The 26893-nt window shown below is 74.2% G+C and carries 23 protein-coding genes; 8 read left to right on the top strand and 15 right to left on the bottom strand.

Annotated elements, in window-relative coordinates; translation table 11 throughout:
* Positions 1-6 precede the first annotated feature (6 nt).
* Positions 7-1956: a M13-type metalloendopeptidase gene (locus M3673_RS14800; RefSeq protein ID WP_308196155.1), complete on the bottom strand. Its 1950-nt coding sequence runs from the start codon at positions 1954-1956 to the stop codon at positions 7-9.
* Between the two features lie 111 nt (positions 1957-2067).
* On the bottom strand, positions 2068-2466 hold the full coding sequence (locus M3673_RS14795; RefSeq protein WP_251534517.1) for a hypothetical protein: 399 nt from the start codon (positions 2464-2466) through the stop codon (positions 2068-2070).
* Positions 2467-3039: 573 nt separating this feature from the next.
* On the opposite strand from M3673_RS14795, the gene M3673_RS14790 reads away from it, so the two are divergent.
* Complete coding sequence (locus M3673_RS14790) at positions 3040-3336, top strand: putative quinol monooxygenase (RefSeq protein ID WP_056865145.1); 297 nt, start codon at positions 3040-3042, stop codon at positions 3334-3336.
* Between the two features lie 42 nt (positions 3337-3378).
* Here the strand turns inward: M3673_RS14790 and M3673_RS14785 are convergent, their stop codons facing one another.
* On the bottom strand, positions 3379-4344 hold the full coding sequence (locus tag M3673_RS14785) for an NADPH:quinone oxidoreductase family protein (RefSeq protein WP_251534515.1): 966 nt from the start codon (positions 4342-4344) through the stop codon (positions 3379-3381).
* 92 nt (positions 4345-4436) lie between these two features.
* On the opposite strand from M3673_RS14785, the gene M3673_RS14780 reads away from it, so the two are divergent.
* Positions 4437-5294: an alpha/beta fold hydrolase gene (locus tag M3673_RS14780; RefSeq protein ID WP_251534513.1), complete on the top strand. Its 858-nt coding sequence runs from the start codon at positions 4437-4439 to the stop codon at positions 5292-5294.
* 51 nt (positions 5295-5345) lie between these two features.
* On the opposite strand, the gene M3673_RS14775 is transcribed toward M3673_RS14780, so the two are convergent.
* Both M3673_RS14775 and M3673_RS14770 read right to left on the bottom strand, forming a co-directional pair.
* Complete coding sequence (locus M3673_RS14775; protein WP_251534512.1) at positions 5346-6677, bottom strand: M15 family metallopeptidase; 1332 nt, start codon at positions 6675-6677, stop codon at positions 5346-5348.
* A gap of 242 nt (positions 6678-6919) precedes the next feature.
* Positions 6920-8323, bottom strand: coding sequence for an MFS transporter (locus M3673_RS14770; protein ID WP_251534510.1), 1404 nt, complete (start codon positions 8321-8323; stop codon positions 6920-6922).
* A 197-nt stretch (positions 8324-8520) separates the two neighbouring features.
* Between M3673_RS14770 and M3673_RS14765 the strand changes: the two genes are divergently transcribed.
* Positions 8521-9375 (top strand): GTP-binding protein LepA, encoded by an 855-nt coding sequence (locus M3673_RS14765; RefSeq protein WP_251534508.1) that lies wholly within the window; start codon positions 8521-8523, stop codon positions 9373-9375.
* Between the two features lie 125 nt (positions 9376-9500).
* Here the strand turns inward: M3673_RS14765 and M3673_RS14760 are convergent, their stop codons facing one another.
* Positions 9501-10121, bottom strand: a complete 621-nt coding sequence (locus tag M3673_RS14760; protein ID WP_193661680.1) for a TetR/AcrR family transcriptional regulator — start codon at positions 10119-10121, stop codon at positions 9501-9503.
* Positions 10122-10254: 133 nt separating this feature from the next.
* The gene (locus tag M3673_RS14750; RefSeq protein WP_308196154.1) at positions 10255-11754 is read right to left on the bottom strand and encodes a fatty acid desaturase; all 1500 of its coding nucleotides are present in this window, start codon (positions 11752-11754) and stop codon (positions 10255-10257) included.
* 145 nt (positions 11755-11899) lie between these two features.
* On the opposite strand from M3673_RS14750, the gene ppgK reads away from it, so the two are divergent.
* Positions 11900-12652 carry a polyphosphate--glucose phosphotransferase gene (gene ppgK / locus M3673_RS14745; RefSeq protein WP_374108210.1) on the top strand — a complete coding sequence of 251 codons (753 nt, stop codon included), beginning with the start codon at positions 11900-11902 and terminating at the stop codon, positions 12650-12652.
* A gap of 24 nt (positions 12653-12676) precedes the next feature.
* Here the strand turns inward: ppgK and M3673_RS14740 are convergent, their stop codons facing one another.
* Entirely contained in the window at positions 12677-13786 is a 1110-nt protein-coding gene (locus M3673_RS14740) for an alkaline phosphatase family protein (RefSeq protein WP_285839563.1), read from the bottom strand.
* Between the two features lie 144 nt (positions 13787-13930).
* Here M3673_RS14740 and M3673_RS14735 point away from each other — a divergent pair, with 144 nt between their 5' ends.
* The gene (locus M3673_RS14735) at positions 13931-14773 is read left to right on the top strand and encodes a hypothetical protein (RefSeq protein ID WP_251534504.1); all 843 of its coding nucleotides are present in this window, start codon (positions 13931-13933) and stop codon (positions 14771-14773) included.
* Positions 14774-14801: 28 nt separating this feature from the next.
* Here M3673_RS14735 and M3673_RS14730 read toward each other — a convergent pair whose 3' ends face one another.
* Complete coding sequence (locus tag M3673_RS14730) at positions 14802-16139, bottom strand: NAD-dependent malic enzyme (RefSeq protein WP_251535275.1); 1338 nt, start codon at positions 16137-16139, stop codon at positions 14802-14804.
* Between the two features lie 158 nt (positions 16140-16297).
* Here M3673_RS14730 and M3673_RS14725 point away from each other — a divergent pair, with 158 nt between their 5' ends.
* A complete protein-coding gene (locus M3673_RS14725; protein WP_251534503.1) occupies positions 16298-16942 on the top strand; it encodes a TetR/AcrR family transcriptional regulator in 645 nt (214 codons plus the stop codon).
* A gap of 86 nt (positions 16943-17028) precedes the next feature.
* The gene (locus M3673_RS14720) at positions 17029-19470 is read left to right on the top strand and encodes an MMPL family transporter (RefSeq protein WP_193661686.1); all 2442 of its coding nucleotides are present in this window, start codon (positions 17029-17031) and stop codon (positions 19468-19470) included.
* Positions 19471-19550: 80 nt separating this feature from the next.
* Here the strand turns inward: M3673_RS14720 and M3673_RS14715 are convergent, their stop codons facing one another.
* The 3 genes from M3673_RS14715 to M3673_RS14705 all read right to left on the bottom strand — a co-directional run bounded on the left by M3673_RS14715 (position 19551) and on the right by M3673_RS14705 (position 21554).
* Positions 19551-20030 (bottom strand): CoxG family protein, encoded by a 480-nt coding sequence (locus M3673_RS14715; protein ID WP_056865139.1) that lies wholly within the window; start codon positions 20028-20030, stop codon positions 19551-19553.
* Positions 20027-20509, bottom strand: a complete 483-nt coding sequence (locus M3673_RS14710; protein ID WP_193661688.1) for a glutathione peroxidase — start codon at positions 20507-20509, stop codon at positions 20027-20029. The genes M3673_RS14715 and M3673_RS14710 overlap by 4 nt, the downstream gene beginning before the upstream one ends.
* A 70-nt stretch (positions 20510-20579) precedes the next feature.
* Positions 20580-21554 carry an SDR family NAD(P)-dependent oxidoreductase gene (locus tag M3673_RS14705; protein WP_251534502.1) on the bottom strand — a complete coding sequence of 325 codons (975 nt, stop codon included), beginning with the start codon at positions 21552-21554 and terminating at the stop codon, positions 20580-20582.
* A gap of 183 nt (positions 21555-21737) precedes the next feature.
* Here M3673_RS14705 and M3673_RS14700 point away from each other — a divergent pair, with 183 nt between their 5' ends.
* Complete coding sequence (locus tag M3673_RS14700; RefSeq protein WP_251534501.1) at positions 21738-22646, top strand: hypothetical protein; 909 nt, start codon at positions 21738-21740, stop codon at positions 22644-22646.
* On the opposite strand, the gene eda is transcribed toward M3673_RS14700, so the two are convergent.
* The 3 genes from eda to zwf are packed head-to-tail and all read right to left on the bottom strand — an operon-like array spanning position 22603 to position 26823.
* Positions 22603-23283 carry a bifunctional 4-hydroxy-2-oxoglutarate aldolase/2-dehydro-3-deoxy-phosphogluconate aldolase gene (gene eda / locus M3673_RS14695; RefSeq protein ID WP_082500445.1) on the bottom strand — a complete coding sequence of 227 codons (681 nt, stop codon included), beginning with the start codon at positions 23281-23283 and terminating at the stop codon, positions 22603-22605. The two genes, M3673_RS14700 and eda, sit on opposite strands and share 44 nt — an antisense overlap.
* Positions 23267-25198, bottom strand: coding sequence for a phosphogluconate dehydratase (edd, locus tag M3673_RS14690; protein ID WP_285839623.1), 1932 nt, complete (start codon positions 25196-25198; stop codon positions 23267-23269). The genes eda and edd overlap by 17 nt, the downstream gene beginning before the upstream one ends.
* A gap of 50 nt (positions 25199-25248) precedes the next feature.
* Positions 25249-26823, bottom strand: a complete 1575-nt coding sequence (gene zwf, locus M3673_RS14685; protein ID WP_251534499.1) for a glucose-6-phosphate dehydrogenase — start codon at positions 26821-26823, stop codon at positions 25249-25251.
* Positions 26824-26893 lie beyond the last annotated feature (70 nt).

Here is a 26893-nt window from a genome sequence, read left to right as displayed (position 1 = left end):
GCCGGCTCACCAGATCCTGACCCGGTCGGCGGGGTCGAGCCACAGCCCGTCGCCCTCGCGGGTGCCGAAGACCTCGTGGAACTCGTCGAGGTTGCGCACGATGTTGGCGCGGAACTCCGGCGGGGAGTGCGGGTCGATGGTGAGGTACTGCCGCTCCTGCTCCACGCGGCGCTTGGTGCGCCACACGAAGGCCCAGTTGAGGAAGAGCCGCTCGCGGTCCTCGACGCTGGCCGCGCCGCCGGTGGAGATGACGTAGGCCTTGTGGCCGATGGTCAGGCCGCCCAGGTCGCCGATGTTCTCGCCGACGGTGAGCGAGCCGTTGACCTTCTCACCCGGCAGGGCGCGCGGCTCGAAGGCGGCGTACTGCTCGACCAGCGCCTGCGACTTGACCTCGAAGGCGGCCTTGTCGTCGGCGGTCCACCAGTCGTTGAGGTTGCCGGCGCCGTCGTACTGCGCGCCCTGGTCGTCGAAGCCGTGGCCGATCTCGTGGCCGATGACCGCGCCGATGCCGCCGTAGTTCTCCGCCGGGTGGGCGTCGGGGCTGAAGAACGGCTTCTGCAGGATGCCCGCGGGGAAGCAGATCTCGTTGGTGCCGGGGTTGTAGTAGGCGTTGACGGTCTGCGGCAGCATGAACCACTCGTCGCGGTCGACCGGCCCGCCGAGCTTGCCCAGCTCGCGGTCGGTCTGGAAGGCCGACGTGGCGGCGACGTTGCCCATGAGGTCGTCGGGGGTGACCTGGAGACGGGAGTAGTCGCGGAAGCGGTCGGGGTAGCCGATCTTGGGCCGGAAGGTCGCGAGCTTCTCGTAGGCCCGCTCCTTGGTCTCCTCGGTCATCCAGTCCAGCGCCGCGATCGACTCGCGGTAGGCCGCGAGCAGGTTGGCGACCAGGTCGTCCATCATCGCCTTGGAGGCCGGCGGGAAGTGGCGTGCGACGTACTCCTTGCCCACCGCCTCGCCGATCGCGCCCTCGACCAGCGCGATGCCGCGCTTCCAGCGCGCCCGCAGCTCGGGCGTGCCGTTGAGGGTGCGGCCGTAGAAGTCGAAGTTGGCCTCCACGAAGTCGTCGGTGAGGTACGGCGCGGCCGAGCGCAGCACGTGCGTGAGCAGCCACGGGCGCCAGTCGTCGAGGTCAACCTCGGTCAGCACCGAGGAGAGGTGCTCGAAGAACGAGGGCTGGCGCACGCAGACCTCGGCCAGCACGAGGGCCTGGTCGATGCCGGGGCCGGCGAGGTTGGTGACGTAGGCGTCCCAGTCGAAGGCCGGGCACAGCGCCAGGAGGTCGTCGTGGGTGAGCAGGTTGTACGTCTTCTGCACGTCGCGGGTCTCGGCGCGCTCCCAGTGGCCGGCGGCGATGCGGGTGTCGACCGCCAGCACGGTCGCCGCGGCGCCGGCGGGGTCGGCGTGACCGACCAGGCCGAGCAGGCGGGTGAGGTAGGCGACGTACTTCTCGCGGGTCTCGGCGAACTTCTCGTCGCGGTAGTAGGACTCGTCGGGCAGGCCGAGACCGCCCTGGCCCAGGTGGAAGAGGTAGCGGTCGGAGTCGCGGCTGTCGGTGTCGACGTAGGACCCGAAGAGGCCGTGGCCGCCGATCCGCTCGAACTCGCCCAGGAAGGCGGCCAGGTCACGCACGTCGCGCAGGCCGGCGACCGCGTCGACCAGCGGCTGGATCGGGCGGGTGCCGCGGGCGGCGATGGTCTCGGTGTCCATGAAGGAGGCGTAGAGGGCGCCGATCTTGCGGGCGTCGTCGTCGCGGGGCTCGCCCGCGGCGAGCTCCTCCACGATCGTGCGCACGTGCTGCTCGGCCGCGTCGGCCAGCTGCACGAACGGCCCCCAGCTGGAGCGGTCGGAGGGGATCTCGGTCTCCTCCAGCCACCGGCCGTTGACGTGGCCGAAGAGGTCGTCCTGGGGGCGGGTGGCAGGGTCCATGCCCGCGCGGGCGTCGTCGAGGATGCTCACGCAGCGACCCTAGCCGGGCGCCCCGACCGCGGGCACGCGACCGGTGCGGGTCGCGCCCGCCGGGGGCGCGCCGGGCGGTCGCCGGGCGGTGGCCGCGAGCGTTCGGCCGGGTCAGACCGCGTCGTCGATCGCGGCGCGCACGGCCATCACGACGCTCTCCTGGCTCACGCCCTCGCGCACGGCGAGCTCGGCGACGAGACGGCGCACGACGAGCATCACCCCGCCCATCAGCGGCGAGATGTCGAGCTCGACCTCCTCGGCCGCCTCGTCGAAGGCCAGCGCGATCGCCTCGATCTCCAGCAGGTGGGAGAAGGCCAGCTCCATCGGGTCGACGTCGGGGTCGACGCCCTGCGCGTCGGCGGCGGTGACGCCGTCGAGGATGATGTGGCCCGCCCGGCGGATCCGCTCCTCGTCGCCCAGGTCGGCGAAGGGACCGGGCTGGTCGTGGTCGTGGGGCCGGTCGTGGTGCTGGTGGTCCGCGGCGTGGTCGTGGCCGTCGTCGTGGGTCATGGCGCCATCATCTCGCGGGCCGGCCCGGTGCCGGCGGGTGGCGCGCGCCGGTGGAGCACACCGACCACGCAATTGCGCTCCCCGGCACCAGCACCGCAGCGGTCTGCACGATCCACGCGACCCGCCACCCCCGAGGACTGCCCCAACGACGCAATTGCGCTCCCCCGGCACCCCCATCGCAGCGGTCTGCGCGATCCACGCCACCCGCCACCCCCAAGGACTGCCCCAACCACGCAATCGCGCCACCCCCACATCCGCACGGCCGCGGATCGTCACGATCCACACGACGCGGGGCGCCCACGCGACCCACCGTGCCCGGCGAGGGCGGCAACCACGCAATTGCGCTCCCCCGGCACCCCCACCGCAGGGGTCTGCGCGATCCACGCGACCCCGCCCCCCCGAGGACTGCCCCAACCACGCAATTGCGCCACCCCGTCACCCGCACGGCCGCAGCGGGCGGAGGAAGGGCCGACGACACCGCAGCGGGACCGCGGGCCGCGTCCGCGGGCGCCCCGACGGCACGCGCGGTCGCGACGCGCCGGGAGCGGTGCCGCGCGGGAGTACGGTCCGGGCATGAGCTCCGAGCTGCAGGTCGTCGCCACCATCCCCACCGACCCCGCCCACCGGGAGGCGGTGCAGGCCGGGCTGGCCGAGCTGGTCACCGCCACGCGCGCCGAGGACGGCTGCCTGGCCTACACCGCCTACGAGTCGGCCACCGCCCCCGGTGTCTTCGTCACCGTCGAGACCTGGCGCAGCCAGGCCGACCTCGACGCCCACATGCAGACCGCCCACATCGCCCGCGCGTTCGAGGTGCTCGGCGCGGCGCTCGTCGGCGAGGTGGCCATCCACCCGCTGACCCCGTTGGCCTGACCCGCGGCCGACGGCCGGTCACCGGCCGCCGACAGGCGGGCCTCAGCGCATCCGCACGACCGACTTGCCGAGGGTGCGCCGCTCGTCCATGTCGACGAGCGCCCGGCCGAAGTCCTCGAGGGCGTAGGTCGCGCCCACGGGAGGCTTCACCACGCCCGAGGCCATCATCGGGGCGAGCTTCTCCCACTGCTGGTGCATGTAACCGGGTCGGCTCATCGCGTAGGCGCCCCAGCCGACGCCGCGGACGTCGGTGTTGTTGAGCAGCAGCCGGTTGACCTTGACCTGGGGGATGCCCTGGCCGGCGGCGAAGCCGACCACGAGCAGGCGGCCCTGGGCGCCGAGCAGGCGCAGGGAGTCGGTGAAGACGTCGCCGCCGACGACGTCCACCACCACGTCGACCCCGGCGCCGCCGGTGAGCTCCTGCACGGCGTCCTTGAACCCGTCGAGCAGCACGACCTCGTCGGCGCCGGCGGTGCGGGCGACGGCGGCCTTCTCCTCGGTCGAGACCACCGCGATGGTGCGGGCGCCCATGCCCTTGGCCACCTGGATCGTCGCGGTGCCGACCCCGCCGGCGGCGCCGTGGACCAGCACGGTCTCCCCGGCCTGGAGGCCGCCGCGCTCGTCGAGGGCGAACTGCGCGGTGAGGTAGTTCATCGGCAGCGCCGCGGCCTCGTCGAAGGAGACCTCGTCGGGCACGGGGAAGGTGAAGATCGCGGGGCTGGCGACCAGCTCGGCGGCGCCGCCGTAAGGTCCGACGCCGGCCACCCGGGTGCCGGGCTCGTAGCCCTCGGGCCCGGAGACGACGACGCCGGCGAAGTCGACGCCGAGGGTGAAGGGCGGCTCGGGCTTGAGCTGGTACTCCCCGCGGCTCAGCAGCAGGTCGGGGAAGGAGATGCCGACCGTGTGCACCTCCACCAGCACGTCGTCGGGCCCGGGCGTCGGCTCGGCGACGTCGCGGATCTCGAGGTGGGTGGGACCGGTGGTGTCGACGACCTGGACTGCGCGCATGGGGGCACCGTAGCCACCCGCGCCGACCCCGGCGCCCCTCGCCGCGCCCATCGCCGTGCCATCCGTCACGCCCGCGGCGTCGAAGCACCCCCATGAGGCTCGCCGACCGCGTCCAGGCCACGCTCATGCACGCGACGGCCCGCTGGACGGTGCGCTACGGCGAGGACCTGCGCTTCGCCGGCTCCGACCTGCCCGCCCCGACCCGCCTGCGCGTGCCGACGCGTCACGGCGACGTCCGCGTCATGGAGTACGTCGCGCCCGCGGCCACGCACGGCTCGGGCCCCGCGCACGTGCACCTCCACGGTGGGGCGTGGCTGATGCGCCACGCCGCGATGGACGACTGGTGGTGCCGCTACCTCGCCGCCACCGCCGGCGTGCGCGTGCTCAACGTCGACTTCCGCACCGGCCCCTACGTCACCTACCCCGTGGCCCAGGAGGAGAGCCACGACGTGGCCGCGTGGGTCGCCGACGGCGGCGACCCCGTGTCGGTCGGGGGCTTCTCCTCCGGCGGCGGCATGGCCGCGGCGGTGTGCCTGATGGCCCGCGACACCGGCTCCTTCACCCCGCGCCTGCAGCTGCTCGGCGTGCCGGCCCTCGACCTGGCCAGCGACCTGCCCACCGGCGCGGGCATGATCTCGCCCTCGCTGCGCGCGCTGGTGCGGCGCGTCTACTTCCCCGACCCGGCCACGCGCTCGGCGGCGTACGCCTCGCCCCTGCTGGCCCCCGACCTGGCCGGGCTGCCCCCGGCGGTGGTGATGACCGCCGAGCGCGACACGCTGCGCCGCGACGGCGACCGCTTCGCCCAGCGGCTGCGCGAGGCCGGGGTGCCGGTCGTGCACGACGTGACCCCCGGGGTCGACCACTACTTCCTCACCGAGGACCCCGCCCGTGCCCGCACCACCATGGCGATGGCCGCCACCGCCGTGCGCGAGGCGCTGCTCGGCCACTGAACGGACTGAGCAGGCCGAGCGGGCTGCGCGGCGCGACCGCCCGGTCGGGGCTCAGCGCGGGTCGACGATCCGGTTGGCCTCGAAGTGCATGGGGTCGGTGTAGCTCCAGTCGCCGCCCCAGGTGAAGCCCCACTTCTTGAAGATGTCGACGACCCCGCGGTCGATCTCGCCGACGGTGCCGCGCAGGTTGCCCGGCACGTTGAAGTCGAGGGCCAGGCCGAAGGAGTGGTTGGACAGCGCGGTCGACCCGGCGATGAAGCGGGGGTAGTAGCAGCCGCCGTACTGCCCCGGGATGATCTTGTCGCCCAGGCCGCGCTCGACGACCTCGCGCAGGGCCGCGGTGAGCTGCGGGATGATCGCCTTGTTGCAGGTCACCGAGCCGAGGATCGGCACGTCGGCGGTGACGATGTGGGTGGAGACCCACGACGGCTCGGGGGCGATGCGACCGCCGCCGATGACGGTGTAGTTGAAGGTGCCGACCGCGTCGGCGACGGCGCCGACGACGAAGGCGGTCTGGGCGGCGTCGATGTCGAGGCCCAGGGTGGCCACGACGTCGAGACGCTGGATCGACGTCTGCCCCGGGAGCATCCGCTGCAGCGGCCCCACCACCCGGTCGGGGGCGGTGGTGCCGGTCGAGACGAGCAGGGCGTTGGCCGGCTTGGCGCCGATCGCCGCCCCCCACTTCTCGTTGACGACCGCGTCGACGGCGTTGGGGATCTGGGGCGCGAAGGCCCCGACGTGGACCTCCTCGGAGTCCTCCGCGCTGCCCAGCCGCAGGAAGCCGTCGTCGTCGGTGGGCAGCTTCTTCTCCAGGTCGGAGGCCACGGCCACCTCGCCGGCGGCGACGCGGTCCCAGACCTCCTGGGCCTCCGGGCTGGGCTGGGTGGTCCAGGCGCGGTAGCTCGCGGGGTCGACGACCGCGACGTTGAGCACCTTGCCCTCGATGCTGGCCTGGGCCAGGGACATCGACTCCACCGAGACGTCGTCGAGGTCGTCGATCGCGGCCACGGTCTCGGGGTCGATGGTGTCCTGGGCGACGACGAGGATGTCGGCGTACTGCGGCGGGCCCTCCAGGGGGCCCGGCGCCTCCACCGCGAAGGCCGGGTCGAGCGCGGGCGCCGCGCCGGAGCCCTCGCCCGCACCGTCATCCGCACCGTCGTCGGTGTCGTCGCCGGGCGCGTCGCTGCCCGGCCCGCCGGGCTCGGCGGTCGTCGAGGCGCCGGCCGGCGTCGGGTCGGCGGCAGGGTCGCCACCGGTGTCCTGGCCGCAGGCCGCGAGCAGCAGCCCGAGGGCCACGAGCGCGGCCGCGGCAGCCCGACGGCGCGCGGGCCCGGCCGCCGTGCGCCGGTGGCGCAGCGGTGCTCCCAGGTGCAGCGTCCTCACGTCGATCCCTCCCCTGCCCCAGCGTAGGCGGCGTGCTGTGACGGCGGGCACGATCCCCGCACGTCGTGCGCCTCGACGGGTGTTCGTCGCCGCGGGCCGACCGGACGGGGCCGCCCGCCGCTCTTACTGACCGTTGCGCCCTCTGGGCGGGCGTCCTGACGGTCAGGTAGTGGTCGCAACGGTCAGTAAGACGCAGCGGCGCCACGTCCAGTGCCGCCAGCGCACCGGGTCAGCCCACCGGGTCAGCGCACCGGGGCGCGGAGCACGTCGGCGCGCACGGTGAGCCACGACAGCACGCCGCCGGCGACGAGCAGCCCGGCGCAGGCCAGCATGGCCCGGCCGAAGGCGGGGTCGAGGAGGGCGGGGTCGGCGTACTCCTCCCCGCCGAGGCCCACCGCCATCGGCAGCGCGGCCACGGCGAGCAGCGTGCCGGCGCGGGCCACGGCATTGGAGACGCCGCTGGCGACGCCCGCGTGCTCGTCGGGGGCGGCCGCCAGCACGGTGGCGGTGAGCGGCGCGACGAGCAGCGCCAGGCCGAGGCCGAACACGGTGATGCCGGGCAGCACGCCGACGACGTAGGGCCGCTCCCCCGCGCCGAGCAGCAGCAGCACGCCCGCGGCCATCACGAGCGGACCGAGGCTGAGCGGCAGCCGGGGCCCGGTGCGGGCGCCGAGGGCCCCGCCGCGGGAGGCCAGCAGCAGCATGCACACGGTGAGCGGCAGGCTCGCGAGACCGGCCTGCAGCGCGGTGTAGCCGCCCACGACCTGCAGCTGCAGGGTGAGGAAGAAGGTCATGGCGCCCAGCGCGCCGTAGACGAGCAGCGTCATCGCGTTGGCGGCGGCGAAGGTGCGGTCGGCGAAGAGCCCGGGCTCGAGCATCGGCCAGCGCTCGCGCCGCTCGACCACGACGAAGGCGACCAGCCCCGCCACCCCGACCGCAGCCGCCGCGGGCGCCAGCGGCCGGCCCCACTCGATCAGCGCGTACGTCGCGCCCGCCAGCCCCAGCGTGGCCAGGGCCGCCCCGGCCCAGTCGAGCCGCGGGGCGGCGTGGGGGTCGCGGGTCTCGGGCACGCCGCGGGCCAGCCACATGGTGGCCGCGGCGAGCGGGAGGTTGACCAGGAACACCCACCGCCACGAGGCGTGGTCGACCAGCAGACCGCCGACGAAGGGCCCGGCCGCGGCGGCGATCGCGCCGAGACCGGTCCAGGTGCCGATGGCGGCCGCGCGGTCGGCGGGGCGCACCGCGCCCTGGATCATGGCCAGGCTGCCGGGGGCGAGCGCGGCCGCGGCGACCCCCTGGGCGACGCGGGCTGCGACCAGCACCTCGGGGGTCGGCGCCAGGCCGCACAGCAGGCTGGCCAGCGCGAAGCCGATCGTGCCGGCCACGAAGACGCGGCGCCGCCCCAGCCGGTCACCGAGCGAGCCGCCGAGCAGGATCAGGCTGGCCAGGGCGAGGAGGTAGCCGTTGGTGACCCACTGCAGCTGGGCCAGGCTGGCGTCGAGGTCCTCCCCGATCGAGCGCAGCGCCACGTTGACCACGGTGCCGTCGAGCATGGTCAGACCCGAGCCGAGCACCGCCGCCGCGACCACGCGGCGACCGGCGGGGCTGGTGCGCGCGACGCCTCCCGCGGCGGGCTCGACGGTCATGGGCCCACCGTAGGGGCTGCGCCCCCGGGGCACCCCCGCGGGCGTCCCGCCGGCGCCACCCCCGCCCCGGCGCCGCGGACGTCCTACGGACCGTGCCTGCGCCTCCACCCTGCGCATGACGTCCTACCCGCCACGCCGGGCGGGCTCGCCCGCCCGGATCGACCCGGGCGGGGGGCGCCCGTCCTAGGGTGTGGTGCGTGCGCACGACCTCGACCCCGCGACGGCTGGCCGAGCACGTCGCCCGTCTCGGTGAGGAGCACCCGCCGATCGACCCGGCCACCGTCGACTTCACGGTGCGCCATCCCGCGGAGCTCGAGCGGCGCTTCGGCCACGTGCTCGACTACATGGCGCGCGTCGAGCTCGAGGTCGACCGCAACGTCCTCGAGATCACCACGATGCTGCCCGACCCGCCCGAGATCGACGTCGTGTTCTACCGCGACGTCTGGCACCCGCAGGAGACCCGCCACGGAGCGGTCCTCGACGAGCTGCAGGTCAGGCTCGGCCGGGCACCGGCGACGCCCGACCTCGACTCGGTCGGCGCCAAGCTCCGCGTGCTGGGCGCGCTGGCCCACCTGCCGGCCTTCCAGGACGTCTGCCGGATGCTCTACTACCTCACCGGCATGGCCACCGAGCGCTCCGCCGTGCTGGCCTACAACCTGCTCCACGACGGGGTCGCCGAGATGGGCGAGCACGCGATCAGCGAGACCCTGATCGCCCCGATCCGGCGACAGGAGCCTGGCCACTACGCCTTCTACCAGCTCTCCGCACGCGACCTGTGGTCGGCGCTGGCGCCGTGGCAGCGCTGGCTGGTGCGCCGCCTGCGCACGCTCTCCTTCGCCCCGGTCGGCGCCAACGACGCGGCCCAGCGCGGCGACTTCGGCGCCGTCATGGGCTCCCTCGGCGTAGCCGACGCGCCCGACGACTTCGCCACCCGGGTGGCCCGCGTCGAGACCGAGCTGCTGTGGGCCCACCGCGACGGCCTGGCCGTGCCGGGCTACGTCGCCCGGGCCTTCCGCGACGCCGTCGAGCTCGCCCGCGACCGCGCCGCCTGACCCCACCCGTCCACGACCCGCCTCGTGCGGACGTCATGCGGACCGAGGAGGCGCATCCACCCTTCGCACGACATCCCACCCGGCCCGTCGCACCCGCGAAGGGCCGGCGCGCCCGCCCGGTGCGGCTAGGGCCGCAGCACCCGGGCGGAGACCCAGGCGATGGCGTCGGCGGAGGCCTCGGGGGTCGCGGTGGGCTGCATGACGTGGCTCAGCACCAGCCGCACGACCATGTCGATCGCGGCGTCGAGGCGCTCACCGGGCAGGTCGAGACCGTAGGGCGGCAGCCGCTCGCCGACCACGGTCTTGGCCACGGCGAGCAGCGACTCGGCGTGGGTGGTGAGCAGCGGCAGCAGCTCGGTGTCGGCGCCGTGGGTGGCCGAGACGACCGCGTGCAGCAGGGGGTTGCCGTGGGCGTTGCGCAGCACCAGCAGCGCCGAGTCGTGGATCGCGGCCACCAGGTCCTCGGGGTGGTCGTCGAAGGCGGAGGACACCAGCGCCAGGAAGTGCTCGAGCTCGCGCAGGATCATCGCCTCGGCCAGGCCCGGCTTGGTGCCGACCTCGTTGTAGACCGTCTGCCGGCTCACACCCACCCGGTCGGCCAGCCGGGCCATGGTGACCCGCGACCAGCCCACCTCCGCAGTGAGCTCGACCGCGGCCTCGACCACGCGGTCGCGCGTGCTGCCCGCCGTACGCCGCACCGGGCCCGCGTCGCCCGCCGACCCCACCCGCGCGCCCGAGGACTCCATGCCGGTCAGTCTAGGAAGGCCCACCAGCGGCTCCCGGACCGACCCGACCAGCCCGACCGACCCGACCAGCCCGACCGGATCGACCCGACCGGGGGGACCGGGTCGGCGGAGGCGGGCGCGCCGGCGGGGAGGCTCAGGCCGCCTCGGCGGTGGACAGCGGCACGAAGTCGACCTTCTCGCGCACGCCGCAGTCGGGGCAGCACCAGTCGTCGGGGATGTCGGCCCAGGCCGTGCCGGCGGCGAAGCCCTCCAGCTCGTTGCCCTTCTCGACCTCGTAGGTGTGGCCGCAGCCGGGGCAGCGGGCGGCGAGCACCTCCTCGGCGACCGCGCCGGGCATCGCGTCGACCGCCCCGCCGGTGAGCGCCGCCGCGGTGGCCGCCTGCTCGGCGCGGGCGGCGGCGGAGGGGTAGCGGGCCAGGTAGTGCTCGCGCTTCGAGGGGTGCACGTTGGCGCGGGTGACGTCGCCGTCGAAGTGGGCCAGGACGCGGGGGTCCATGACCCGGCGGAAGAGCGGCGGCACGAGGGCGAGGACGATCATCCCGGCGTAGCCCGTCGGCAGCACCGGGCTCTCCTCGAAGTCGCGCAGGGTCTGGTAGCGCCGCGTCGGGTTGGCGTGGTGGTCGCTGTGGCGCTGCAGGTGGTAGAGCAGCACGTTGGTGGCGATGTTGTTGGAGTTCCACGAGTGCGAGGGGTCGACGCGCTCGTAGCGCTGCCGGGCGCCGACCTTCTGGCGCAGCATGCCGTAGTGCTCCATGTAGTTGACGACCTCGAGCAGCGAGAAGCCGACGACGGCCTGGAGCACGAGCAGGGGCAGGATCGACCACCCGAGCCACGCGACGAGGGCGCCCCACAGCGCCAGCGACATCACCCAGGCGTTGAGCACGTCGTTGCCGGGCCGGAAGGGGTGCTGCTGCTTGCGGGCGTAGCGCTTCCGCTCCAGGCTCCAGGCGCTGCGCACGCCGCCGGAGACGGTGCGCGGCCAGAAGGCGTAGAAGGTCTCCCCGAGCCGCGAGGAGGCGGGGTCCTCCGGGGTCGCGACGCGCACGTGGTGGCCGCGGTTGTGCTCGATGTAGAAGTGGCCGTAGAAGCTCTGGGCCAGCGCGACCTTGGAGAGCCAGCGCTCGTTCTCCTCGCGCTTGTGGCCGAGCTCGTGGGCGGTGTTGATGCCGATGCCGCCGATCGTGCCGATGGTGATCGCCAGCCCGACCGCGCCGACGGTGCCGAGCTCGCCGAGGCCGAAGGGGGCGCCGCGGGCGATGACGTAGAAGGCCGCCACGAACCCGAGGTACTGGATGGGCAGGAAGAGGTAGGTGATCCAGCGGTAGTAGCGGTCCTTCTCCAGCGCCTCGATCGCGTCGTCGGGCGGGTTGGTGCGGTCGAGCCCGGCGACGAGGTCGATCGCCGGCACGAGTCCGAGCACGATGATCGGGCCGATCCACAGCCACACGCCCCACCCGGTCGCCGCCCATCCTCCGAGCGCGACGAAGGCCAGCGACGGCACGACGAGGCCGATGAGCCACAGGTAGCGCTTGCCGTCCTTCCACTGCTCGGTCGACGCGGCCGGCACCGTGCTGTGCGGGATCGACTCGGGGGTGCCGGGTGCGGGCGGGCTCGTGCGGGGGTTCGTGGGCATCGCGTCCTCCAGGGGGTGACCCCGATCACGACATCGGGTTGACAGAACCCTAGGGACTGTCAAGCCGCTTGACAAGAGGCTCTGCGATGTAAAGCGAACGGGGTCCGTCGGCGCCCGGGACGCCGCGCCCGGCACAATGAGCCCGGTGAGCCACGACCAGCACCCCTTCGGCATCGATTTCGGCGGCACGGGCATCAAGGGCGCCCCCGTCGACACCGCGCGCGGGGAGTTCGCCGCCGAGCGCGTGCGGATCAAGACCCCCCGGCCCGCCACCCCCGAGGCCGTCGCCGCCGTCTTCGTCGACCTGCTCGCGCAGTTCGAGCCCTCCGACGCACCCATCGGGGTCACCGTGCCCGGGGTCGTGCGGCGCGGCGTGGTCGGCTCCGCCGCCAACATCCACGACTCCTGGATCGGCACCGACGCCGACGCCCTCTTCACCGCGGCCACCGGTCGCGAGGTGCACGTGGTCAACGACGCCGACGCCGCCGGCCTGGCCGAGGTGAGGTACGGCGCCGCCCGCGACCGCAGCGGCCTGGTCATCGTGACCACCCTCGGCACCGGCATCGGCTCCGCGCTCGTCCACGACGGCGTGCTCGTGCCGAACGCCGAGCTCGGCCACCTCGAGGTCGACGGCCACGACGCCGAGTCGCGCGCGGCCAACAGCGTGCGCGAGGCCGAGGACCTCAGCATGGAGCAGTGGGCGAAGCGCCTGACCCGCTACTACCGCACGCTGGAGCGGCTCTTCTCCCCCGAGCTCATCGTCGTCGGCGGCGGCATCAGCAAGCGCTCGGAGGAGTTCCTGCCGCTGCTCGACCTCGACACCGAGATCGTCCCGGCCCGGCTGCGCAACCGCGCCGGCGTCGTCGGCGCGGCCTGGTGGGCCTCCCTCCCCCGCTGAGCGACCCGCGCGTGCGGTGCGGGGTCACTCCCAGTCGAGGTCCTGCTCGGCGTCGAGGAGGCTGCCGGCCAGCGCCGGCAGACCCAGCAGGTCGAGGGCGACGTTGGCCAGGTCGCCGTTGCGCACCGGCTGCGCCCCGTCGTACGACGGACGGCTGCGGCCGGGGTCGCGGTAGTCGGGGTTGAGCGCGTAGAGGTCGCCCGCGGCGACGCCGGGGCCCCACACCAGGAACGGCACCCGGTAGTCGACGAACCTCGTGGGGTCGGAGTGCCCCGGGCCGCGACCGCCGTGGTCGGCGGTGAGCACGACCCTCACCTCGGCGGCGTCCTCGGGATCGGCGGCCAGCGCGGCGAGGAGCCGCCCGACGAGACGGTCGGTGCGCGCCACCGCGTCGAGGTAGGCCGGACCCATGAAGCCCTCCGCGTGGCCCACCAGGTCGGGCAGGGCGACGTGGACGAAGGTCAGGTCGCGGTCGGTCTCGGCGAGGTCGGCCGCCGCCCGCGCCACGAGCGAGCGCGGCCGCTCGTCGAGCACGAAGGTGTCGACCGCGCCGGGCCAGGAGTCGTCGAAAAGGCGGAACTTCGCCTTGCCCGCGAAGAGCGCCGTGGTGAGGCCCGCGTCGTGGGCGGCGCTGAGGACCGAGCCGACCGGGCGCCCCGCCGCCTCCTGCACGGTCGTGCCGGGGCGCTCGACGTTCCACGTCACGCCGTGGCCGCCGCGGTCGGCGTCGACCCGCAGCCCAGTGAGCATGCCGGTGTGGTTGGGCAGGGTGTCGGTCAGCTCCCGCTCGGTGCGGGCGTGGGTGGTGGCCGCGCCCTCGCGCAGCAGCCGGTGCAGCACCGGCGTCCGGTCGCGACCGAGCCGGTCGAGGGCGGCGACGTTGAAGCCGTCGAGGGAGACCGCGAGCACCCGGGCGGTGCCGTCACCCGCCACCGGGGCCGTGCTGGCGGAGGTCGGGGCCGTGCCGGCCGCGACGACACGGGCCGTGGCGCGCTCGCGGTCGGGCGCGCCGCCGGTGGCGCAGGACGCGAGGGTCCCGACCGCGAGAGCCGCCGCGAGCGCCGCGGCCGTGCTGCGACGCCGACCCGAGGGGGGTGCGGCGGAGGGGGACGGCGCGGTGGGCCGGGGCGTCATGCCGGCGACCCTACGCCCGCTCGGGCGCCCGGGTCCCCGGGACGGAGCAGACGCCGCGAGCACCGGGCCCCGGTCGACCTGCACCTTCTCCGGACGTGCGCCAGGGTCGTCGGTCACAATGGCGCGCAGACGACAGGAGGCCCGATGCCGGAGACCCAGGCGCAGCCGGGCGCCGAGTGCGCCACCTGCGGCGAGGAGCTCGGCGCCTCGCGGTACTGCCTCAACTGCGGCACGCCCCGCCCCGGCGCTGTCCGCCCGCTCGCCGGCACCGCAAGCACCGCGAGCACCGCCGGCGGGTCGGAGGCCGACGGGCACGACGTGACGGGCGACGGGTCCGCCCCCGACGTCGAGGACCCGCTCGTCGGCGAGCCGCCCCCGCTGGCGGCCTCCCCCACGGGCGCTTGGGGCGTGGTCTCGGTGGTGGTGCCGCTCGTCGTGCTGCTGGTCGCCGCCGGACTGGTCGTGCAGCGGGCGGTCTCCGGCGAGCGCGGCGAGGCCCTCGCCGCCGCCACCGAGACCTGCTGGGACGGCCGGGTCACCGACGCCGGGTGCGAGCTGCCCACCGGCGTCGAGGGCCTGGAGTGGGTGTTCCCGTCGTTCCGCCCCGACGAGCAGACCTGCCGCGACTTCCTGCTCCGCAACCCGCAGTTCAACCGCCCCACCATGTGGCAGTGCGACGTGGTCGTCGACGACCTCCCGGTCGTGGTCACCTACAACGAGCTGACCGGCCAGCGCGCCGCCCTGCGCTTCTTCGACCAGCGCCACGGCCGGGAGAACCGCACCGAGGTGCCGGGCTACGACGGCCAGGACGCCGCCTGGGTCTGGCTCGACGAGGCCGGCGACCGGCGCAGCTCACGCACGCTCATGCTGCAGGGCTACCCCTACGCCGTCACCGTGGAGAGCGGCTCGACCACCGCGGTGGAGGCCGCCTTCGAGGAGGTCGTCGAGATCCGCCCCGTCGACGAGCTGGCCGTGCGCCCCGACTGAGGCGCCCGGCCGCGGGGCAGCCGCGGGGTCAGCCGCGGATCGCGTCGGCGACGGCCTTGGGCACGTCGGGGTGGAAGACGGTGGGGATGATGAAGTTGGGGTTGAGCTCCTCGTCCTTGACCACGAGCGCGATCGCCTCGGCGGCGCGCAGCAGCATGTCGAGGGTGACGTCGGAGGCGCGCGCGTCGAGCAGGCCGCGGAAGACGCCGGGAAAGGCCAGCACGTTGTTGATCTGGTTGGGGTAGTCGGAGCGGCCCGAGGCGACGACCGCGGCGTACTTCTCCGCCTCGGCGGGGTCGACCTCGGGGTCGGGGTTGGCCAGGGCGAAGACGACGGCGTCGTCGGCCATGTCCTTGATCCACAGCGGGTCGAGCAGGTTGGGACCGCTGACGCCGATGAACACGTCGGCGCCGGTGAGCCCGTCGTGCAGGTCGCCGCGCACCAGGCGCGGGTTGGTGACCTGGGCCAGCTCGTGCTTGGCCGGCGGCAGCGACTCGTCGTCGCGCGACAGGCAGCCCTCGCGGTCCCACACGACCACGTCGACGGCGCCCGCGGCGAGCAGCAGCGTGACGATCGCCGTGCCGGCGGCGCCGGCGCCCGAGACGACGACGCGCACGTCGGCGAGCTGCTTCTTCACCACGCGCAGCGCGTTGGTGAGGGCGGCGAGCACGACGATGGCGGTGCCGTGCTGGTCGTCGTGGAAGACGGGGATGTCGAGGCTGGCGCGCAGGCGGCGCTCGATCTCGAAGCAGCGGGGGGCGGCGATGTCCTCGAGGTTGATGCCACCGAAGCCGGGGGCGATCATCTCGACCGCGCGCACGATCTCGTCGGTGTCCTGGGTGTCGAGGCAGATGGGCCAGGCGTCGATGTCGGCGAAGCGCTTGAAGAGCGCCGCCTTGCCCTCCATCACCGGCATGGCGGCGCCGGGGCCGATGTTGCCGAGCCCCAGCACGGCCGAGCCGTCGGTGACCACGGCGACGGTGTTGCCCTTGGTGGTCAGGCGCCAGACGTCCTCGGGGTGCTCGGCGATGGCCATGCTGACCCGGCCCACCCCAGGGGTGTAGGCCATGGAGAGGTCGTCGCGGTTGCGCATCGGGACCTTCGAGCGGACCTCGATCTTGCCGCCGATGTGCAGCAGGAAGGTGCGGTCGCTGGTCTTGTGCACCGTGACGCCGTCGACGGCGTCGACGGCCTGCTCGAGCAGCTTGGCGTGGTCGGCGTCGCCCGCGGAGCAGGTCACGTCGACGACCAGGCGCTCGTGGCTCGACTCGGCGACGTCGACGGCCATGACGATGCCGCCGGCCTGGGCGATCGCGGTGGCGACCGCTCCGACCACCCCGTGGTCGGGCGCCGTGTGCAGGCGCATGGTGATCGAGTACGACGACGTGGTGGCGGCACGGGAGGTCACGGGGTCACTGTCGACCCGGCACGGGGTTACCAGCAAGTCACCTGCGGCCGCAACGACCAGAAGTGACCGTCGTCACCTTTCTGCACTTCTTGGACGATAGTGCAAGAATGCACTCCATGTTCGAGAGTGCAACGCTGCGGGCGTCGAAGCGTCGACGCACCGAGCACCACATCAACCACTGCGCCCAGCAGCTGACCGAGGCGCACGGGCTCGACGGCTTCACCATGGACGACCTCGCCGAGGCCGCCGAGGTCTCGCGCCGCACCCTCTTCAACTACTTCCCGAGCAAGCTCGACGCCGTGCTCGGCAACATGCCGGTGCTCTCCGCCTCGGCGCTGGCCACCTTCGAGGCCGGCGGGCCCCACGGCGACCTGGTCGACGACCTCGGCGAGCTGGCCCGCGTGATCTTCACCGACGAGGGCCTCAGCCGCGAGCAGCTCGAGCTGAGCCAGCGGGTCTTCTTCGCCAACCCGCGGCTGATCGTCACCGCCCACGAGCGCTTCGAGGCCTTCTCCGAGGCCCTCGTCGAGCACATCCTGGCCCGCGAGGGCGCCGACTTCGGCCGGGCGCGGGCCCGGCTGCTGATGCGACTGCTGGTCGCGGTCTTCGACTCCTCCCTCGTGCTCGACCCCTCCGCCGAGGGCCGTGGCGCCGGCGGGACCGACGGGTCCGACGGGGACGGCGCGCCCGACGTGCCCGACCGGCCCCTGGCCGACGTCTTCAGCGACCACCTCGCGACCGCGCGCGCGCTCCTCGCCTGACCACGGCGCCGGCCCGCCGGCGTCCCCGCCCCTGCGGCGTACCCCTGACCCGCTCGTCCCTTCCCCACCCCGACCAGGAGACCTCGATGGCCACCCTGCTCCACCGCCTCGGCACGACGGCCTTCCGCCGCTGGCCGCTCTTCATCGCCGGCTGGGTCGCCGTGCTGCTCGCCATCGGCGCGCTAGCGGCCGGCTTCGCCAAGCCCACCTCCGACTCCTTCTCGATCCCCGGGATCCCCTCGGAGCAGGCCGCCGACCTGCAGGCCGAGCTCTTCCCCGGCGCCACCGACGCCTTCGACCAGGCCAACGTGACCGTGGTCGTCGCCGCACCCGAGGGCGAGAGCCTCAGCGACCCGCAGTGGTCGGGCGCCGTGGACGACCTCGTCGCCGCGCTGTCGGGGCTGCCGCAGCTGCCCGAGGACCCGCAGGCCACCAACCCCGGCCTCGGCAACCCGGTGCAGGTGGCCGCCGGCCAGGAGCAGCAGCTGGTGCAGCAGGCGCGCCAGTCCGGGGGCGACGTCGACGCCGCGCGCGCCGACGCCGCCGCCGTCTCGCCGCTGTCCTCCGACGGCCGCGTCGGACTCATCACCTTCGCCTGGGACGTCGACACCGTCGCCGACGTCGAGCCCACCACCATCGACGACCTCACGTCGGTCATGGACGACGCCCGTGACGGCGGCCTGGTGGTCGAGGCCAACGGCGCCGGCTCGCAGACCCAGACCGCTCCGGGCGGCACCGCCGAGCTGATCGGCGTCGGCATCGCCCTGGTCGTGCTGCTGCTGACCTTCGGCTCGCTCGTGGCCGCGGGCCTGCCCATCCTCATCGCCCTCGTGGGCGTGGCCATCGGCAGCCTCGGCATCACCGCCGCCACCGCCCTGGTCGACGTCAGCTCCTTCACCCCCGTGCTCGCGGTGATGATCGGCCTGGCCGTCGGCATCGACTACACGCTCTTCATCCTCGCCCGCTACCGCACCGAGCTCGAGCACACCGACGACCGGCAGGAGGCCGCCGGCCGCGCCGTCGGCACCGCGGGCTCCGCGGTGGTCTTCGCCGGCCTGACCGTGCTCATCGCGCTCTCGGCGCTCTCGGTCGTGCGGATCCCGTTCCTCACCGCCATGGGCGTCGCCGCCGCCGCCACGGTCTTCATCGCCGTGCTCATCGCGCTGACCCTGCTCCCCGCCGTGCTCGGCATGCTGAAGTCGAAGTCCTTCGGCGGCCGCGTGCGCCGCTACGCCCCGAAGCGCGAGGCCGACGGGCGCCTGCTCAACAACGGCGTGCGCTGGGCGCGCGTGCTCGGCAAGCGACCCGTCGCCTTCGTGCTGCTCGTCGTGGTCGCCCTGGGCGCCCTGGCGATCCCGCTCAAGGACCTGCGCCTGGCCTTCCCCACCGACTCCACGGCCTCCACCGACACCACCCAGCGCCAGGCCTCCGACCTGATGGCCGAGGCCTTCGGCGCCGGCCGCGAGGGACCGCTGCTCGTCGTGGTCGACGCCCGCGACGTGGCCGCCGCCGACCGCAACGCCGCCTTCGGCGAGGTCGCGGCCTGGGCCGCGGGCCAGGACGACGTGGTCAACGCCCAGATCGTCGCCACCAACGCCGACCCGACGGCCGACCCCGCCGACCCGGCGTCGGCGCCCACCGGCGCGCTCGTGCAGATCACCCCGGCCTCCGGCCCCGACGACCCCGACACCCAGGACCTGCTCACCGCCCTGCGCGACGGGCAGTCCGACATCGAGGCCTCCACCGGCACCACCACCGGCGTCACCGGCCTGACCGCCATCACCACCGACGTCTCCGACCGACTGGCCGACGCCCTGCCGATCTACCTGGTCATCGTGATCGGGCTGGCCTTCATCCTGCTGATGATCGTCTTCCGCTCGATCCTCGTGCCGCTCACCGCCACGCTGGGCTTCCTGCTCTCGGTGCTGGCCACCCTGGGCGCCACCGTCGCGATCTTCCAGGAGGGCGCCTTCGGCATCTTCGAGGGCCAGCCGATCGTCAGCTTCATCCCGATCTTCCTCATCGGGGTGGTCTTCGGCCTGGCGATGGACTACCAGGTCTTCCTGGTGACCCGGATGCGCGAGGCCCACGTGCACGGCATGACGACCCGCGAGGCCGTGGTCGACGGCTTCCGCAACAGCGCCCGCGTCGTCACCGCGGCTGCCACGATCATGACCGCCGTCTTCGCCGGCTTCATGCTCGAGGACGACCCGATCATCAAGTCCATGGGCTTCGCGCTGGCCATCGCCATCGTCTTCGACGCCTTCGTCGTGCGCATGGTGCTCGTGCCCGCGCTGCTCTACCTGCTCGGCGAGAAGGCCTGGTGGCTGCCGCGCTGGCTCGACCGCATCCTGCCCGACGTCGACGTCGAGGGCGAGAAGCTCGGCCGCCCGGCCGGCGTCGCGGCCGGCGGGGCCCACGCGGGCGCCGTCGCCGACACCGAGGACGCCGCCCACCACGGTGGCGCCCACGCGGCCCGCGGCCACCTCGCCGCGGACCGCTCCGAGGAGGAGCGCACCCGCTCCTGACCGCAGCGCCCCGGCGTACGACGGGCCCCGGTGACCTGCTGGTCACCGGGGCCCGTGTGCGTGTCAGGTCCGCGCCGGGGTCAGGCCTTCGGGTCGATCCCGAGGTGGTCGAGCAGGTTGCGGGAGAAGCGGTCGCCCATCTGGTCGATGACGCCGCGCATCGCGGTGGTGACGACCTTCGAGGAGAGCTTGGGCAGCGGCAGGTCGAGGGCGATCTCGAGGCTGGTGGCCAGGTGGGTGCCCCCCTCGACCTCCTTCAGGACGTACCACCCCGTCACCGCGGTGCGCTCGGTGCGACCGGCCGGCGGGTCGTGGTGGAAGTCGATGCGCTCGAGCTCGACGAACTCCATCTTCTCGGTGAAGACCGGCGCGACCTCGATCGGCAGCACGTCGAGGCCGGTCATCTCCCAGCGCCAGTGCGAGTCGCCCTCGGGCGTGATCCGCTTGAGGAAGGGCGTGAGCGAGGCCAGGGTGTCGGGGTCGGTCAGCGCGTCCCAGATCGCCTGGCGCGGCGCCGCCACGACGGCCTCGGCGGAGGTCCTCGCGGTGAAGACAGTCACCGGGCGAGGGCCTTCTCGATGTCCTTGGAGATCTTCTCCGGCTTGGTGGTCGGGGAGTAGCGACCGAGCACCTGGCCGTCCTTGCCGATGAGGAACTTGGTGAAGTTCCACTTGATCTTGCCGCCCAGCAGGCCCGACTTCTCGTCCTTGAGCCACTGGAAGAGCGGGTGGGCGCCGTCGCCGTTGACCTCGATCTTGGAGAAGAGCGGGAAGCTGACGCCGAAGTTGCGCTCGCAGAAGCCGGCGATCTCCGCGTCGTCGCCGGGCTCCTGGTTGCCGAACTGGTCGCAGGGGAAGCCGAGCACCGCGAAGCCCTGGCCGGCGTAGCTGTCCTGGAGCTGCTGCAGGCCCTGGTACTGCGGGGTGAAGCCGCACTGCGAGGCCGTGTTGACCACCAGCACCACCTGGCCCTGGTACGTCGAGAGGTCGACGTCGTGGCCGTCGATGCTGCGCGCGGAGAAGTCCTGGAGGGTCGTCATACCGACAGTCTGCCAGCGCGGACCAGCCGCCGTGGCGGCCCGGCGGGAGCCGCGCAGCGGTCCGGACCCCTCAGTCGAGCACCGGGGTCCCGGTCGCCGAGGCGACGTAGGCCAGCAGCCGCGCCACCAGCGCGGGGTCGTCGGAGCGCTGCCAGCCGTAGGTCGTGGGGCGCTGGGCGCGGTCGTGCCAGAAGTGGCCCGGGCGCGACTCCGGCCGGGTCGCGACCAGCCAGACCGCGGTGTCGGCGCCGTCCTCGGCGTCGCGCAGCAGCGGACCGGTGAGCCGGTTGAAGCCCGGCAGGCTCTCGGCGAAGCCGGCCGTCTCCACCCAGCCGGGGTGCATGCTCTCCACCCGCACGTCGTCGGCGCTGAGCCGGCGCGCCCAGGCGTCGGCCAGCACGACCTGCATCCGCTTGGTGCGGGCGTAGGCCTGGACGCCGCTGAAGCGGCCGGTGCGGTACTCGATGGCGTCGTCGTCCTCGGCGCGCAGGCGTGCGCCGTACATGCCGCCCGAGCTCATCCACACCACCGACGAGCCGTCGGCGGCCGCGAGGAGCGGGGCGAGCAGGTCGGTGGCGAGGTGCGGGCCGAGCACGTGCGCGGCCAGCGACATCTCGTGGCCCTGCGCGCTCTCCTCCCGGTCGGTCGTCATGACGCCGGCGTTGTGCACCAGCCCGTCGAGGGAGGGCACGCGGGAGGTGAGGTCGGCGGCCCAGGCACGCACCGCCTCGAGGTCGCTGAGGTCGCACAGCTCCTCGACGACCTCGGCCGTCGGGTGGGCCAGGCGCAGGCGCCGCGCGGAGTCGGCGGTCTTCGCGGGGTTGCGGCCGAGCACGTGGACCGTGGCGCCGAGCGCGGCGAAGGAGCCCGCCATCGCCTCGCCGATGCCCGAGGTGGCCCCGGTGACCAGCACGCGGCGCCCCGCCATGGAGCCCGGCTCGGGGTCGGCGGGCCACCAGCGGCGGCGCAGCGAGGAGCCCACCTTGGTGTAGCCCAGCACCACCGAGCGGTCGAGCGCGGCGTCGAGGACCCGGGTCAGACTCATGGCCCCAACCTAGCCAGACCGCCCCCACTGCCCGACGTCGGACGTCATGCGTCGCGAGGATGCGCATCCACCGTCCGCATGACGTCCGCACCCGGCGCCGCGCCACCCCACCACGCCGCCCCACCCCACCACGCCCCGTCGCCGACCCCGGCTCCGACGCGGGCCCGTGGGACGATCGCGCCCATGAACCGGGTCCGCTCCGCCCTCGCCCACCTGATCGCCGTCGTGGCCGTGCTCCTCATGCCGCTGGCGCTGACCTCGGCGTGGTCCTCCGCGGTCGTCAACGACGAGGACCGCTGGGTCGAGACGGTCGGGCCGCTGGCCACCGACCCCGACGTGGTCAACGCGGTGGCGGTGCGCCTGGAGGACCTCGCGGTCGCCACGGTCGACGTCGGCGGGGCCGAGCGCGCCCTGGAGGACATCCTCGGAGCCGACCTGGGCGGCGCGGGCGCGCGCACCGAGCAGGCGCTGCGCGAGGCGGTGCGCCAGGTGGTGGTGCGGGTGGTCTCCAGCGACGTCTTCCCCCCGGCGTGGGAGGAGGCGATGCGGGCCACGCACACCCAGCTGCTGCGCGCGCTGCGCTCCGACAGCGGCGCCGAGGTGAGCGTCGACCTGGGCCCGCTGCTGCAGGCGGTGCTCGACTCGCTGAGCGAGCAGGGCCTGCCGGTGACCGTCGACGCCTCCGGGCTCGACGCGGCCTTCTCGGTGGCCTCGAGCGGCGAGCTCGACCAGGCCCGCGCGGGCTACCAGGTCGTCGACGCCGCGGGCCTCGGTCTGCCGGTGGCGGTGGCGCTGCTCGCCGCCGTGGCCCTGCTGGTCAGTGCCCGGCGCATGGTCACCGCCGGCATCCTGCTCGTCGGCGCGGCCCTCGCGGCGGTCGTGGTGTGGCTCGGCCTGGGCGCGGCGCGCACGCTGCTGCTCGACCGGGCCCCGACGGCCGACCGCAACCTGCTCGCCGCGATGTACGACGTGCTCGTGGCCGACCTCGAGCGGCTCGCGCTGCTGGTCGTCGTGGCCGGACCGGCGGTGCTGGTCGTGCTGCTGCTGCTCAGGCGCCTCGGAGGTCGGCGGCGGCGCGAGCCAGCTGCGTGACCCGGGCCCAGTCGCCGGCCCGCACGGCGTCGGCCGGGGTGAGCCAGGAGCCGCCGACGCAGCCGACGTTGGGCAGGGCGAGGTAGGACGCCGCGCTCGCCGCGGTGATGCCGCCCGTGGGGCAGAAGCGCGCCGCGGGCACGGGCGAGGAGATCGCCTTCAGGAACGGCGCTCCCCCGGAGGCCTCGGCGGGGAAGAACTTCATCTCGCTCAGCCCCGCCTCGAGCACGGCCAGCACCTCCGAGACCGTGGCCGTGCCGGGCAGGAAGGGCAGCCCGGTGGCGAGCATCGCCTCGAGCAGCGCCGGCGTCGCACCGGGCGAGACGAGGAACTGCGCGCCGGCGTCCTGCGCCTCACGGGCCTGGGCCGGGGTCACCACGGTGCCGGCGCCGAGCACGATCTCGGGCACCTCGGCGGCGATGGCGCGGATGGCGTCGAGCGCCACCGGGGTGCGCAGGGTGAGCTCGATGACGGGCAGGCCGCCCTCGACCAGCGCCCGGGCGATCGGCACGGCGGTGTCGAGCTCGTCGACGACCACGACCGGCACGACCGGCACGAGGTCGAGCAGCGAGGCCAGCGGCGCCGGGGCGGCGAGCGGCGAGCCGGTCGAGGAGCGGGTGTCAGACGTGCTGGGCAAGGGGGACCTCCTGCTGAGGGGCGTCGTACGCCGGGAACACCGAGGCGCCCGCGTCGGCGGGGCCGACCGTGGCGCGGAAGGCGGAGAAGAGCTCGCGGCCGGTGCCGGCCCAGTCCTCGCCCTGGGGCGCGGAGCCGGTGGCGGGGCGGGCCAGGACCGTCTCGGCGTCGGCGAGGCCGAGCAGGCCCCGCTCGGCGTCGACGGTGACGACGTCGCCGTCGCGCACCCGCGCGAGCGCACCGCCGAGGGCGGCCTCGGGGGTGACGTGGATCGCGGCGGGCACCTTGCCCGAGGCGCCCGACATGCGGCCGTCGGTGACGATGGCGACCGCGTGGCCGCGGTCCTGGAGCACCCCGAGGGCCGGGGTGAGCTTGTGCAGCTCGGGCATGCCGTTGGCGGCGGGGCCCTGGTAGCGGATGACGGCCACGAAGTCGCGGTCGTCGAGCTCGTGGGCGGCGAAGGCGGTCAGGAAGTCGGCCTGGTCGTCGAAGACGACGGCGGGCGCGGTGACCACGCGGTGCTCGGGCTTGACCGCGGAGGTCTTGATGACCGCGGAGCCCAGGGGCCCGCCGAGCACCCGCAGCCCGCCGTCGGGGGCGAAGGGATCGCTGGCGGGGCGCAGCACGTCGGTGTCGAGGCTGGCGGGCGTGCCCTCCACCCACTCCAGGCTGCTGCGGCCCCCGGGGCCCTCGGGGCCCTCGACCAGGCGCGGCTCGCGGGTGTAGCGCGACAGGCCGGGCCCCGCGACGGTCTGCACGTCGTCGTGGACCAGGCCGGCCTCGAGCAGCGTGCGCACGAGGAAGCCGATGCCGCCGGCGGCGTGGAAGTGGTTCACGTCGGCGGAGCCGTTGGGGTAGATGCGGCACAGCGACGGCACGACCGCGGAGAGGTCCGAGAGGTCGGCCCAGGTGAGCACGATCCCGGCGGCGCGGGCCATGGCCACGAGGTGCATGGTGTGGTTGGTCGACCCGCCGCTGGCCAGCAGGGCCACGCAGGCGTTGACGATCGCCTTCTCGTCCACGACCTCGCCGACCGGCGCGCGGTCGGGCTGGGCGGCGCGCTGCGACCACTCGCCCAGCGGCAGGCCGGCCAGCCCGGCGCTGCCGCGGGCCAGGGCCACCGAGCGGGCGGCCGCGGCGTCGGTGAGCGCCTCGCGCAGCTCGGTGCCCGGGTTGACGAAGGACGACCCGGGCAGGTGCAGCCCGAGCACCTCCATGAGCAGCTGGTTGGAGTTGGCGGTGCCGTAGAAGGTGCACGTGCCGCGGGAGTGGTAGGAGGCCGACTCGGCCTCGAGGAGCTCCTCGCGGGTGGCCAGCCCCTCGGCGTAGCGCTGCCGCACCGCGGCCTTCTCCTTGTTGGGCAGCCCCGAGGTCATCGGCCCGGCGGGCACGAAGACCGTGGGCAGGTGGCCGAAGGACAGCGCGCCGATGAGCAGGCCGGGCACGATCTTGTCGCAGACGCCGAGCATGAGGGCGCCGTCGAACATGTCGTGGGAGAGCGCGATCGCCGCCGACATCGCGATGACGTCGCGGCTGTAGAGGGAGAGCTGCATGCCGGCGCGGCCCTGGGTCACGCCGTCGCACATCGCGGGCACGCCGCCGGCGACCTGGGCCAGCCCGCCCGCGCCGATGACGGCCTTCTTCAGCTGCCGCGGGTAGGTCTCGAAGGGCTGGTGGGCCGAGAGCATGTCGTTGTAGCTGGTGACGACGGCCAGGTTGGGCTTGACCCCCGAGCGCAGCTCGGCCTTCTCCGCCGGATCCGAGGCGGCGAAGCCGTGGGCGAGGTTGGCGCAGGCCAGCCGGCCCCGCGCGGGGCCGGTCTCGGCGGCGCGGGCGATCCGGGCGAGGTAGGCCGCGCGGGGGCCGGCGCTGCGCGCGACGATCCGCGCGGTGACCTCCTCGAGCACGGGGTGCAGCCGCTCGGGCAGCACGGGCGCCCCGGAGGGGGCGGGGGTCTCGGGGGTGCTCACTGGTCGGTCTCCTGCCAGGCTCGGCCGTCGCGCTCGAGGAGCATCGCGGCGGCGGTGGGGCCGGTCGTGCCGGCGGGGTAGCGCAGGGGCCGCTCGCCGAGCTCGTCCCAGCGCTCGAGGATCGGCTCCACCCACGACCAGGCCGCCTCGACCTCGTCGCGGCGCATGAAGTGGGTGGGGTTGCCGCGCACGACGTCCATGAGCAGCCGCTCGTAGGCGTCGGGCGAGCGCTGCGTGAAGGTCGTGGCGTACGACAGGTCCAGCGACACCGGCCGCAGCCGGATCCCGCCGGGGCCCGGCTCCTTCGCGGTGAGGTGCAGGCGCATGCCCTCGTCGGGCTGCACGAGGATGTGGAGCCGGTTGGCGGTGGTGGCGCCCTCGCTGCCGGGGAACATCGCGTGCGGCGGCTCCTTGAAGACCACGACGATCTCCGAGACGCGGCGGTCCATCCGCTTGCCGGTGCGCAGGTAGAACGGCACGCCGGCCCAGCGCCAGTTCTGTACCTCGGCCTTGAGCGCCACGAAGGTCTCGGTCGAGGAGCCGGCGCGCCCCAGGTCGTCGGAGTACGCCGCGACCGCCTGGCCGTCGACGAGCCCCTGGCGGTACTGCCCGCGCACGGTGTCGCGGTCGACGTCCTGGGGGCCCATCGGCTTGAGCGCCTGGAGCACCTTGAGCTTCTCGTCGCGCACGGTCTCGCGCCCGACGTAGGTCGGCGGCTCCATCGCGGTGAGGCAGAGCAGCTGGAGCAGGTGGTTCTGCACCATGTCGCGCAGCGCGCCCGAGCCGTCGTAGTAGCCCCCGCGCTCGCCGACGCCGAGCGACTCGGCCACGGTGATCTGCACGTGGTCGACCCACCGGGAGTTCCACAGCGGCTCGAGGAAGGTGTTGGCGAAGCGCGTGACCAGGAGGTTCTGCACGCTCTCCTTGCCCAGGTAGTGGTCGATGCGGAAGATCTGCGACTCCTCGAAGACCGCACCGACGGCGTCGTTGACCGCGCGTGCCGAGGCCAGGTCGCGCCCGATCGGCTTCTCCATCACCACGCGCGCGGTCGGGTCGACCACGCCGATCTCGTCGAGGCGCGCGCAGATCGGACCGAAGAGGGCCGGTGCCACCGCGAGGTAGAAGACGCGCACGGCCTCGTCGGGGCCGCCGACGGCCTCGGTGCGGCCGCGGTCCTTGAGCAGGCCGTGCAGCTGGTGCCAGTCGTCGGGCTCCTCGGCGTCGAGCACGAGGTGGTGCAGGCGCCCGACCAGGCGCTGGAGGGCGGCGTCGTAGGTGGCCGGGTCGTGGCCGGCGGGGTCGACGTGGCCGGGCAGGGCCTCGCGCACGAGCTGCTGGTAGCCCTCGGTGTCGAGGTCGCTGCGCGAGACGCCGATGATGCGGAAGTCGTCGGGCAGCTGGCCCTCGAGGTCGCGGTGGAAGAGCGCGGGCAGCAGCTTGCGGAAGGCGAGGTCGCCCGTGCCGCCGAAGACGGTGAAGTCGCAGTGCTCGGGCAGCGCGGCCGCCGCCCCGGCGGGGGTGCCGGGCTGGCTGCTGGGCTGGCCGCCGAGCGGGGGGTGCTTCTGGTCCATGCCTCTACGGTCGCAGGACTTTTGGATCGATACAAGCGCTCTTACGCTTTTTTGTGAACAAAGTCTGTGC

Origin of the sequence: Nocardioides sp. P86, from assembly GCF_023712465.1 — a bacterium.
GTDB lineage: Bacteria > Actinomycetota > Actinomycetes > Propionibacteriales > Nocardioidaceae > Nocardioides > Nocardioides kribbensis.
The sequence above is the reverse complement of the archived record's forward strand: the minus strand, read 5'-3'. Positions and strand labels throughout refer to the sequence as shown.

Excerpts from the sequence above, each read along its gene's own strand:
- M3673_RS14795 (WP_251534517.1), bottom strand. The coding sequence starts at position 2,466 with ATGACCCACGACGACGGCCACGACCACGCCGCGGACCACCAGCACCAC.
- M3673_RS14790 (WP_056865145.1), top strand. The coding sequence starts at position 3,040 with ATGAGCTCCGAGCTGCAGGTCGTCGCCACCATCCCCACCGACCCCGCC.
- M3673_RS14785 (WP_251534515.1), bottom strand. The coding sequence starts at position 4,344 with ATGCGCGCAGTCCAGGTCGTCGACACCACCGGTCCCACCCACCTCGAG.
- M3673_RS14780 (WP_251534513.1), top strand. The coding sequence starts at position 4,437 with ATGAGGCTCGCCGACCGCGTCCAGGCCACGCTCATGCACGCGACGGCC.
- M3673_RS14770 (WP_251534510.1), bottom strand. The coding sequence starts at position 8,323 with ATGACCGTCGAGCCCGCCGCGGGAGGCGTCGCGCGCACCAGCCCCGCC.
- M3673_RS14760 (WP_193661680.1), bottom strand. The coding sequence starts at position 10,121 with ATGGAGTCCTCGGGCGCGCGGGTGGGGTCGGCGGGCGACGCGGGCCCG.
- M3673_RS14750 (WP_308196154.1), bottom strand. The coding sequence starts at position 11,754 with ATGCCCACGAACCCCCGCACGAGCCCGCCCGCACCCGGCACCCCCGAG.
- M3673_RS14740 (WP_285839563.1), bottom strand. The coding sequence starts at position 13,786 with ATGACGCCCCGGCCCACCGCGCCGTCCCCCTCCGCCGCACCCCCCTCG.
- M3673_RS14735 (WP_251534504.1), top strand. The coding sequence starts at position 13,931 with ATGCCGGAGACCCAGGCGCAGCCGGGCGCCGAGTGCGCCACCTGCGGC.
- M3673_RS14730 (WP_251535275.1), bottom strand. The coding sequence starts at position 16,139 with ATGCGCCTGCACACGGCGCCCGACCACGGGGTGGTCGGAGCGGTCGCC.
- M3673_RS14725 (WP_251534503.1), top strand. The coding sequence starts at position 16,298 with ATGTTCGAGAGTGCAACGCTGCGGGCGTCGAAGCGTCGACGCACCGAG.
- M3673_RS14720 (WP_193661686.1), top strand. The coding sequence starts at position 17,029 with ATGGCCACCCTGCTCCACCGCCTCGGCACGACGGCCTTCCGCCGCTGG.
- M3673_RS14710 (WP_193661688.1), bottom strand. The coding sequence starts at position 20,509 with ATGACGACCCTCCAGGACTTCTCCGCGCGCAGCATCGACGGCCACGAC.
- M3673_RS14705 (WP_251534502.1), bottom strand. The coding sequence starts at position 21,554 with ATGAGTCTGACCCGGGTCCTCGACGCCGCGCTCGACCGCTCGGTGGTG.
- M3673_RS14700 (WP_251534501.1), top strand. The coding sequence starts at position 21,738 with ATGAACCGGGTCCGCTCCGCCCTCGCCCACCTGATCGCCGTCGTGGCC.
- zwf (WP_251534499.1), bottom strand. The coding sequence starts at position 26,823 with ATGGACCAGAAGCACCCCCCGCTCGGCGGCCAGCCCAGCAGCCAGCCC.